This is a genomic window from Bacillus sp. CD3-5 (assembly GCF_006349665.1).
GTDB lineage: Bacteria > Bacillota > Bacilli > Bacillales > Bacillaceae_G > Bacillus_A > Bacillus_A paranthracis.
Genome location: NZ_VEPX01000030.1, coordinates 1 through 10,235 on the forward strand (window position 1 = coordinate 1; position 10,235 = coordinate 10,235).

At 38.1% G+C, this 10,235-nt stretch carries 8 protein-coding genes and 1 other annotated feature; of the genes, 3 read left to right on the plus strand and 5 right to left on the minus strand.

Features of this window, described 5'->3' with window-relative positions; genetic code table 11:
- Window positions 1-296: 296 nt before the first annotated feature.
- The 3 genes from FH036_RS26710 (at window position 297) to FH036_RS26720 (ending at window position 5,430) form a co-directional block, all read left to right on the plus strand.
- Window positions 297-1,490: an MDR family MFS transporter gene (locus FH036_RS26710; RefSeq protein ID WP_044790848.1), complete on the plus strand. Its 1,194-nt coding sequence runs from the start codon at window positions 297-299 to the stop codon at window positions 1,488-1,490.
- A gap of 188 nt (window positions 1,491-1,678) precedes the next feature.
- Window positions 1,679-1,898, plus strand: a binding site (T-box leader).
- A gap of 65 nt (window positions 1,899-1,963) precedes the next feature.
- A complete protein-coding gene (leuS, locus tag FH036_RS26715) occupies window positions 1,964-4,372 on the plus strand; it encodes a leucine--tRNA ligase (RefSeq protein WP_044790847.1) in 2,409 nt (802 codons plus the stop codon).
- Window positions 4,373-4,572: 200 nt separating this feature from the next.
- A complete protein-coding gene (locus tag FH036_RS26720; RefSeq protein ID WP_139896426.1) occupies window positions 4,573-5,430 on the plus strand; it encodes a hypothetical protein in 858 nt (285 codons plus the stop codon).
- 44 nt (window positions 5,431-5,474) lie between these two features.
- Here FH036_RS26720 and FH036_RS26725 read toward each other — a convergent pair whose 3' ends face one another.
- The 5 genes from FH036_RS26725 to FH036_RS26745 form a co-directional block, all read right to left on the minus strand.
- Window positions 5,475-5,897, minus strand: coding sequence for a pyrophosphohydrolase domain-containing protein (locus tag FH036_RS26725; RefSeq protein WP_000180559.1), 423 nt, complete (start codon window positions 5,895-5,897; stop codon window positions 5,475-5,477).
- Window positions 5,898-6,085: 188 nt separating this feature from the next.
- The gene (locus FH036_RS26730) at window positions 6,086-6,271 is read right to left on the minus strand and encodes a hypothetical protein (protein ID WP_000038782.1); all 186 of its coding nucleotides are present in this window, start codon (window positions 6,269-6,271) and stop codon (window positions 6,086-6,088) included.
- Window positions 6,272-6,361: 90 nt separating this feature from the next.
- Window positions 6,362-7,447, minus strand: a complete 1,086-nt coding sequence (gerHC, locus tag FH036_RS26735) for a spore germination protein GerHC (RefSeq protein WP_044792467.1) — start codon at window positions 7,445-7,447, stop codon at window positions 6,362-6,364.
- Window positions 7,417-8,517 carry a spore germination protein gene (locus tag FH036_RS26740; protein WP_044792469.1) on the minus strand — a complete coding sequence of 367 codons (1,101 nt, stop codon included), beginning with the start codon at window positions 8,515-8,517 and terminating at the stop codon, window positions 7,417-7,419. Before FH036_RS26740 ends, gerHC begins: the two co-directional genes overlap by 31 nt.
- A 17-nt stretch (window positions 8,518-8,534) precedes the next feature.
- On the minus strand, window positions 8,535-10,235 hold a 1,701-nt coding region (locus tag FH036_RS26745; protein ID WP_139896425.1), incomplete at its 5' end, for a spore germination protein.

A 10,235-nucleotide genomic window follows, 5' to 3' on the forward strand; every position in this document is an offset into this window, starting at 1 on the left:
TCACATACCAAATCATTATAAATTCATACTGGATAAACCAATGTATTGGGCCTTATCAAATTACACAGACTTCTTGATGGAACCGATATAATTTGATAATCGCTGATATATTTCGAGTTGCGCCGATATATTTCCAAAATCGCTGATATATTTTCAAGTGGCAATCAAGATGATTTCATTTACCGCAAAACCATTATCTGAATTTCATCAACTATTAATCAGTTGCCTTCCTATTTAAAAACGACTACAATTTTACTGTTATAGATGAACGAAAAAATAGAATAGGAGGGGAGACTATGCCAAGGAAAGTATGGCTATTAGTAGCTGGGATGATTATTAATGTCACGGGTGCTTCTTTTTTATGGCCTTTTAATACAATTTATTTGCATGATCACCTAGGGAAATCTTTATCTGTGGCCGGAATGGTATTAATGATCAACTCGCTTACTGGTGTAATCGGAAACTTGCTCGGCGGTGTTTTATTTGATAAATGGGGCGGTTATAAATCAACTTTAGTAGGGATTGTCATTACACTCGTATCGATTTTAGGTCTTGTGTTCTTCCACGGTTGGCCGTTATATGTTGTGTGGCTAGCGTTAATCGGCTTTGGTTCTGGAATGGTCTTCCCATCGATGTATGCGATGGTTGGTACGGTTTGGCCAGAGGGCGGAAGACGAGCATTTAATGCGATGTACGTTGGACAAAACGTTGGTATTGCGATTGGAACAGCGTGTGGTGGATTAGTTGCATCGTATCGTTTTGATTATATTTTCTTAGCAAACTTTATTTTATACTTTGTATTCTTCTTAATTGCTTTTATTGGATTCCGTGGTATGGAAGATAAGAAAGAGCCAGGAGTGCAAAAAGAAGTTGAAACGAAAAAAGGTTGGTCGCTTACACCTGGATTCAAAGCACTTCTTATCGTATGTGTAGCATATGCTTTATGCTGGGTTACATACGTACAGTGGCAAGGAGCAATTGCAACACATATGCAAGAGTTAAATATTAGTCTTCGTCACTATAGTTTATTATGGACGATAAACGGAGCGATGATCGTTTGTGCACAGCCACTAGTTAGTATGTTAATTCGCTGGATGAGGCGTTCGTTAAAACAACAAATTATGATTGGGATTCTTATTTTTGCAGTGTCATTCATTGTATTAAGTCAAGCGCAGCAATTTACGATGTTCCTCGTTGCGATGGTAACATTAACAATTGGTGAGTTATTTGTTTGGCCAGCGGTTCCGACAATTGCAAATATACTTGCGCCAAAAGATAAGTTAGGGTTTTATCAAGGTGTTGTAAATAGTGCGGCGACTGTAGGGAAAATGTTCGGGCCGGTCGTTGGCGGAGCAATTGTGGATTTATACAATATGGAAGTATTGTTTATAGCAATCATGGTAATGCTTGTAGTAGCGCTTATCGCAACGAGTATTTATGATAAACGAGTAAAAGTAGAAGAAACAGTTGAAGAAAAAATTGCAGTTTAGTTTGACGGAACATGTTCACATGTTTTAGAATATATTTAAATAAAACAACCTTTCGAACAAGGGAGATAGCTCGGCTGTCTTAAGACGAATTCGTTAGTTATTAAAAGTAACGATTAACCGAGAAGCCCCGCTTTAAGTAAGCTCTTTAGAGATACGAAGTGGAGGGTAGTTCAAATTAACTCATATGTGTAATAACAGTGAGAAGGAGTAGTAGTAATAGAAGCTGGTTTAGAGAGTTGACGGTCGGTGCAAGTCAATCCACGTTTCGTTATGAACTCGCCTTTGAGTTGCAGTTGTGAAATTAATAGTAGCAATTGCCGTTAATCCACGTTACGGATCTAAGCGAATGTATATTTGTACATTAATTTAGGGTGGTACCGCGGGAATCTATAACCTCTCGTCCCTTTCTAGGGATGAGAGGTTTTTTGTATTTTGGGCGGTGAAAATAAATAGAATTTCAAGGAGGGTATCTCATGAGCTTTAATCATCAAGAAATTGAGAAGAAGTGGCAAGGGTACTGGGAAGAGAATAAAACATTCCGTACGCCAGATGAGACAGAAAAACCAAAATTTTATGCACTAGATATGTTCCCATATCCATCAGGTGCAGGCTTACACGTAGGACATCCAGAAGGTTATACAGCAACAGATATTTTATCTCGTATGAAGCGTATGCAAGGATATAACGTTCTTCATCCAATGGGATGGGATGCATTCGGTCTTCCAGCAGAGCAATATGCACTTGATACTGGAAACAGCCCAGCTGAATTTACAGAGCATAATATTAATACATTCCGTAACCAAATTAAATCATTAGGTTTCTCTTACGATTGGGACCGTGAAGTAAATACAACAGATCCAAACTACTACAAGTGGACACAATGGATTTTCCTAAAACTATTTGAAAAAGGCTTAGCTTACGTTGATGAAGTACCTGTAAACTGGTGTCCAGCACTTGGTACAGTACTTGCAAACGAAGAAATCATTGACGGTAAGAGTGAGCGCGGTGGACATCCAGTTGAGCGTCGTCCGATGAGACAGTGGATGTTAAAAATTACAGCTTACGGAGATCGTCTATTAGAAGATCTTGATGAGCTTGATTGGCCAGAAAGCTTAAAAGATATGCAACGTAACTGGATCGGTCGTTCTGAAGGTGCCGAAGTACACTTCAATATCGATGGTACAGACGAGAAGTTCACAGTTTTCACAACGCGTCCTGATACATTATTCGGTGTAAGCTACTGTGTACTTGCTCCAGAACATGCACTTGTTGCTGATATTACAACTGCTGAACAAAAAGAAGCTGTAGAAGCTTACATTAATTCTGTAAAAATGAAGAGTGATTTAGAGCGTACAGAACTTGCGAAAGAGAAAACTGGTGTATTCACTGGTGCTTACGCAGTTAACCCAGTAAATGGTGAGAAATTACCAATCTGGATCGCTGATTACGTTCTTGCAACTTACGGAACAGGTGCTGTAATGGCAGTTCCAGCTCATGATGAGCGTGACTATGAATTTGCATCAACGTTCAATCTTCCAATGAAGGAAGTTGTAAAAGGCGGAGACATTACGAAAGAAGCATACACAGGTGATGGTGAACACGTAAACTCAGCATTCCTTGATGGTTTAAATAAAGAAGAAGCAATCGCAAAAATGATTGAATGGCTTGAAGTAACGAGCGCAGGAAATCAAAAAGTAACATACCGTCTACGTGACTGGTTATTCAGCCGTCAACGTTACTGGGGTGAACCAATTCCAGTTATTCACTGGGAAGATGGCACAATGACAGCTGTAAAAGAAGAAGAATTACCATTAGTTCTTCCGAAAACAGACAACATCCGTCCTTCAGGTACAGGTGAATCACCACTTGCTAACATTGACGAGTGGGTAAATGTTGTTGATCCTGAGACTGGTAAAAAAGGTCGTCGTGAAACGAACACAATGCCACAATGGGCTGGTAGCTGCTGGTATTACTTACGTTACATCGATCCAAACAATAGCGAAGCACTTGTAGATCCTGAAAAAGTAAAACAATGGCTTCCAGTTGATATTTATATCGGCGGAGCAGAGCACGCTGTACTTCACTTACTATATGCTCGTTTCTGGCATAAAGTATTATACGATATCGGTGTAGTTCCAACGAAAGAGCCGTTCCAACAATTATTCAACCAAGGTATGATTCTAGGTGAAAACAACGAGAAAATGAGTAAATCAAAAGGTAACGTTGTAAACCCTGATGATATCGTAGCAAGCCACGGTGCAGATACACTTCGTCTATACGAAATGTTCATGGGACCATTAGATGCTTCAATCGCTTGGTCTGAAAATGGTCTTGACGGAGCTCGTCGTTTCCTAGACCGCGTATGGCGTCTATTCGTTCAAGATAATGGTGAATTAAGTGAGAAAATTACTGATGCACCAAATAAAGAGCTTGAAAAAGCTTATCACCAAACAGTGAAGAAAGTAACAGAAGACTATGCAGAGCTTCGCTTCAACACAGCGATTTCTCAAATGATGGTATTCATCAACGATGCATACAAAGCTGAAACACTTCCGAAAGAATATGTAGAAGGTTTCGTAAAAATGATTGCACCAGTTGCACCTCACATCGGGGAAGAGCTATGGAGCAAACTTGGATACAATGAAACAATCACATATGCAAGCTGGCCAACATTTGATGAGTCTAAACTTGTAGAAGATGAAGTTGAAATCGTTGTTCAAGTTATGGGTAAAGTTCGCGCAAAACTAACAATGAGTAAAGACGCATCAAAAGAAGAAATGGAACAACTTGCACTTGAAGCAATTAAGGACCAAATTGAAGGGAAAACAGTTCGTAAAGTAATTGTAGTTCCTGGAAAACTTGTTAACGTTGTTGCAAACTAATTCATTCAAAAAAGCTCAGAGGATTTATACTCTGAGCTTTTTTGTGTAGAAAATAATTTCTGGATTACCTTAGTCTAAGTTTTCAATTATTCCATTACGTACAAATAAAAGAGCGGAATTCCCATGCAGACAAACACCTATTTTTCTATAGGAAATATGATAAAAAAGGTAGGCTAAAATGAGTAGAAGAGGTGAAAGGAATGAAAGGGATGGACAATAATGCACCACACGGATTTTTCGGAGGTGGATCGGATAGTTATGAACAAATGATGTTAATGGGAGGGGCTGGCCAACAAGGATACGGTGGAATTCCGAGCTGGATGGATGGAGCAGCAGGAGGTTTTCCAACATCAGTAGCCGGCATACAAACTGGAATGCCGACATCAATGGGAGGTTTTTCGACATCAGGGGCTGGAATGCCTACAGTAACAGGAGGATTTCCAGTAGGAGCACCAACTACATTTCCTTCTTTTGTTGGAGGAGTGCAGACAGGATTTCCGGTACCAGGAGTAGGTGTTGTAGCTGGAGGAATAGGTGGGTATCCGCAATTTGTTCACGGTCAACATGGACATCACCACCATCACCATCAAGGTCACCACGGCCATCATGGACATCATGGACATCATCATCACCATCAAGGTCACCAAGGTCAACATGGACATCATCACCATCAAGGCCACCACGGTCAACATGGACACCATCACCACCAAGGTCACCACGGTCACCAAGGTCAACATGGACATCATCAACAACAAGTACATCACCACGGACACCATCATATACATCCACAGGCTGTTCTTTATCAAACTCATCAAGGTCACCAAGGTCACCAAGGTCACCAAGGCCACCAAGGTCATCAAGGTCACCAAGGTCACCAAGGTCATCAAGGTTACCAAGGCCAACAACACCAACAACACCAACAACACCAACAATACCAACAGTATCAACAACAATCTTCTCCTTGGACAGGTGGAATTGGAGCAGGAGGAGCGGGGGCAGCAGCAGGAGCGGCTAGCATTAGTGGAGCTGCAGGACATGCGGGACACGTGGGTCATTAATGATTGCCAGAAAAAAAGACATAATAAAAAACTGCTAGGAAATCCTAGCAGTTTTTTTCAGCTTCTTGGCGTTGACGTTCGATTTCAGCACGAAGTTGTGGTTCTGGTGCTTGCCAGCCTTCTGGTTTTAGAATTTTGCCGTCGCCTTCACGGAATCGAGGTTTTCCATCAGGGAATAGTTTTGCCATGTTTGCGTTATTTACAATTTCGAATCCTTTATCAGGACGTACGCCCATTTCGGCAAATGTTCCGAATGCAAAATAAATAAGGTCAATTAGTGCATCATATTGATCTTCAACAGTCGTTGCTTCCAGAAATTCTTCTAGCTCTTCTTGCATAAAACTCGCACGGATTTTTGCACGTTCTTCTGTTAGTTTTGTTGGAGTATTTGTCACAGGGTGTCCGAACTCTTTATGCATTTTTGCAACAAGTTCGTACCCTTTATCTAAACCTTTTTCGTTTGTCATGTTGTTTCATCCTTTCTCGCTTTGTCCGAATCTCATTGTAACATAGGGTGATTATGAAATGAAAAGGGACTGTCCAAAAGTTTTAGCTTTTAGTTAAGATAGGGAAAGACTATATCGAATAAACGACAAAACATAACCCATTAATAAAAGAAAGCCATCCCGGAATACTTTTGGGACGGCCCTGCTCGTTATTTTTCTTCTTTTATTAAAATGGATAAAATAAGGTCGATGCCAAACATACCAACGAGCAACATTGGTATAACGACAAGTAAATAACGTGTGAAGGAAACATTTTTTAAATATGTATGAGCAAATAAAAAGACGCCGAGAAATAAAATACCATTTAAAATAGGCTTTACTAATTTTTTAGACATAAGCTCCCCCATAAATATCTTCTCTCTCTATCTAAAATAAAAACTCCTCTTTCCGTTGTATCATGCTGGAGAGAGGAGTTCAATCATTTCTCATTCAATTACACCAGAATTTGTAATATTTACGGTGTATTTTATAGTAACTGGAACATCTTTGTACATTTGTTTCCACTCCTCTAACTTGAATGGGCGATAATGTTGCTTATATTTAGCACCTAGCCCGAGCGGATCGACGCCTAAAGACTTAAGTTGCTTAATTAACTTAGCAGCTTGTTTATCTAATTGTTTTTGGATGTTTTTTTCAATGTTTTTTGTGTTCTTGTTATTTTCTAAGTTAATTTGCTTCGATAGTTCTTGAATACGTGCATCAAGATGAACGTGAATGAAAAAAGAAGGCTTCCCGTTTTTAATTTTTATATCGTAAGTTGGAACAGAACGAATATTATTAATCATTACGTACGCGGAATCCGTTTTGAATTCATGTGAATCTAATTTATGTTTCTCTAATAGTCCTTTAAAGATGAACATATCTTTTTCTGCGATTTTACCGATATATTTATCCTTTTTAAAAAGACCAATTCCGTTGATTTTTATTTTATCACCATGCTTCTTTAGAATGGGAATATAGTAGTCTTGCCCTTCTTGATAATAACGGAATGCTCCTACATGCAGATTATCTGTTGGTAAAGGACCGGTCTCCATATTATGTTCTAACAACTTTTTTATATAAATTGCAACGTTGTATGAAGTCGAATATTTGCCTTTTAAAAGTTCAGTACCATTCCCCTCTAATAAACCAACATATAAAGCGTTCCCTATGTTTACATCTCGAAGTAATGTATCGAATGAAGTAGACATTCCTGTTTTGGCAAGTCTTATCGTATATAGAGCGACACGCATTTGCCCACTAGCAAATGGTTGAGAAGACTCTAAAGATGTTTCAGCTTTTACTTGTTTTACCGCATTTGCGGTGCCTTCAAAAACTTGAACTTTATTTCCTTTTTTCTGAATGGGACAAACGAATGTCACTTTTAGTTTTTTATCTTTTGCAACATCAAATACTGTTCCTTGAATAAGTTGTACATCATCGATAATATTTTTTTGTAAACACCCAGTTAGACTGAAGAATGTTATACAAGAAATCAGTATTAATTTGCTTGTGCTTTTGATTTTTTCCATTTTCTTTTCACCCACACAATAATAAATAGGATTGGGATGTATACATAAATAAGCCAAAAACTCCCCTTTGATGCATTACTAATAAAATTATTAATATCGTGTCTGTTTGTTAAAAGTTGTGAAACAATGAGAGTGATAAACATAAAAGCGATTAAAACACCTCTTTGTTTTACACGGAATATTTCATGTGTTGCTCTCGTTGCTGCCCATAAAGGGAGGATAAAACTTGAAATAATAACGAGTGCATAGCCTGAAATTGCAATATATTCGAGTCTTTCTATAAACGGTAATTGAATGACTTGGGTCATAGAAAGTTGGGGCCATATCGTTTTTAATAATTGTTTTTCACTAAAAAATGCAAAGGCTAAAAGGGTGCTAAATACATATAGAAGATTTGAAAATAGTGCTCCAAGCTGAGCGTATTTATGAGATTGCATAGGCTTTTTCACAAATGGATACACCATGAGGTAAATCTCAAAACCAGTCATACTGTAGATTGACACTTGAGCGGATTTTAAAATGTCTGAAAAAGAATGTGTGAATATAGGCAGTAAATTCTCCCAATGTGAATATTTCAAAACGAATAAGCTTAAAAATAAATATCCCAATGTACCACCAACAGAGATGACGCAAATACCGGTAATGACACGAAATCCAGAAGAGACAATGTAATAGCTAACTAAGCATAAAAAGAGTGTTAACATCCACGTGGAAGCAGTTGGGAACATCCATACTTGAATAATTTCAACATACGTTCGAATGACCGAAATACTGACGATTAAAAAATAAGCTGCAAAGATGATATTAAAGATATTCCCTATCCACTTTCCAAACGTTTGTCGTTGTAAATCAATTAAATTTCCATTTGTTTCTTTTAATAAAAAATACATCATCCATATAAGAAGATGGATACAGAGTCCTGTGATTACAACGCCCATCCAGCCGTCGTATCCAGCGGCCTTTGCGGTGATTCGAGCGAAGCCGAGAACGCCAGCACCGAACTGTGCACCGTGAATTAAGAAGAAAACGAAAATAGGAGATATTTGATATTTTTCTTGAACTTTACTCATCGAATGCACCTCATTTCTTAATCATCAAAGTCTGATCTATGTTTTGTTGAAATTCCTTTCGCTGCTTTTTTTACATGTTGTGGCCTTGCTTGTACATCCCGTGTATCAATCATTGTTAAAGGAAAACGAATCCAAGAGTCTTTAACAGACTGTTGTCTTGTCGGATAAAACAAAGCGTACGGCTTACGTAAGGAAGTAAGTCTAAATAGATGAGTAAATAAAAAGATAAATCCAAGAGAAATCCCGAACAATCCGCCTATTTCTGCAAACATAAGAAAAGGAAAACGTAGTAGTCGAACCGCATTACCCATTTTATAAATAGGTGTAATAAAGGAGGCGAGTGCTGATAAGGCAACGATAATTAATAAAATATTACTCGTTAAACCAGCTTGTACAGATGCTTGCCCAATTACGATACCGCCTACAATACCGAGCGTTTGACCAACTTTCATCGGTAACCTCGCGCCAGCTTCTCTCAGTAAATCGATTGCGAGTTCTAAAAAGAGTGCTTCAATTAAAGGCGGGAATGGTACTTGCGCCCTTGATAAAATTAAAGTTTCAAGTAAATCACTCGGAATGAGTTCATAATGATAATTTAAAACTGCAACGTATAACGGTGTAGCGCAAATTGAAAATAGAACGGCAATTAATCTTAAAACCCTTGAAAATGTAGCATACATCCAGGAGACGTTATAGTCTTCTGGGGAAATGAAAAAATCGAAATAGGATACAGGTGTTAGTAAAACACTTGGAGAGCCATCCACAAAAATAGCGATTTTCCCATCGATTAGTGCTTTTGTAACTCTATCAGTGCGTTCTGTATTGATATAGAGAGGGAAAATCGACTTTTCTCCCATCAATTCTTGTAAATAAGCACTATCATTAATTTGATCATATTCAAGAGCACGTAAAGACTCCTCTAGAAAATCAACATTATCTTTTTCAGCAAGGTTGTCTAAATACATCATGACAACTTTTGTTTTGGAAAACTCACCGATAATCATCTCTTTTGTTTGTAAATCTAAAACAGGAAGACGTTTTCGTACTAAATTTATGTTTGTATCAATATCCTCTACAAAACCTTCTTGCGGACCAATAACAGTCGATTCATTTAAAGGAGGAGTTGGTGCACGATAATTATCAATTGCAATATTTGCGAGCATACATTTTTGATCTTTCTGATTCAACTGAATAATCGCATGCCCCTTTAAAACCATATCTTCAATTTTTTGTAAGTCGTTCGTAATTGTAATGCCACTCATTGGAATATGTTCTTTTAGCTCTTCTAGTGAAGCACAAGGTCGTTCTAAAAGAGTGGGCATTAAATATTTTTGTAATTTCTCTCCATCAAGCGAAGGACGATAGTAAGAAATCCAATAAGGCATCGTTTCATCGTCAGATGTGTGATAATTAACAAAATCACTAGACTGTTTGAGCTTCTCTATTAAATCTTGTAGAGAATGAATATGTTCTTTTTCTGGTTTCGTAAAATCATAAATACTATTACCTTTAGAATTTTGTTGCTGCTGCCCTTGATCTGAGTTGTTGTGTTTAGAGTGTTGTTGTTGATCTTGCTCCGAGTTGTCTTGCTTGGAATGTTGCTGTTGATTTTGCTCCGAGTTGTCTTGCTTAGAATGCTGCTGTTGATCTTGCTCCGAGTTGTCTTGCTTGGAATGTTGCTGTTGATTTTGCTCCGAGTTGTCTTGCTTAGAATGCTG

Coding starts and splice junctions, on each gene's coding strand:
- gerHC (WP_044792467.1), bottom strand. CDS start 7,447: ATGGAAAAAATCAAAAGCACAAGCAAATTAATACTGATTTCTTGTATA.
- FH036_RS26740 (WP_044792469.1), bottom strand. CDS start 8,517: ATGAGTAAAGTTCAAGAAAAATATCAAATATCTCCTATTTTCGTTTTC.
- FH036_RS26710 (WP_044790848.1), top strand. CDS start 297: ATGCCAAGGAAAGTATGGCTATTAGTAGCTGGGATGATTATTAATGTC.
- leuS (WP_044790847.1), top strand. CDS start 1,964: ATGAGCTTTAATCATCAAGAAATTGAGAAGAAGTGGCAAGGGTACTGG.
- FH036_RS26720 (WP_139896426.1), top strand. CDS start 4,573: ATGAAAGGGATGGACAATAATGCACCACACGGATTTTTCGGAGGTGGA.
- FH036_RS26725 (WP_000180559.1), bottom strand. CDS start 5,897: ATGACAAACGAAAAAGGTTTAGATAAAGGGTACGAACTTGTTGCAAAA.
- FH036_RS26730 (WP_000038782.1), bottom strand. CDS start 6,271: ATGTCTAAAAAATTAGTAAAGCCTATTTTAAATGGTATTTTATTTCTC.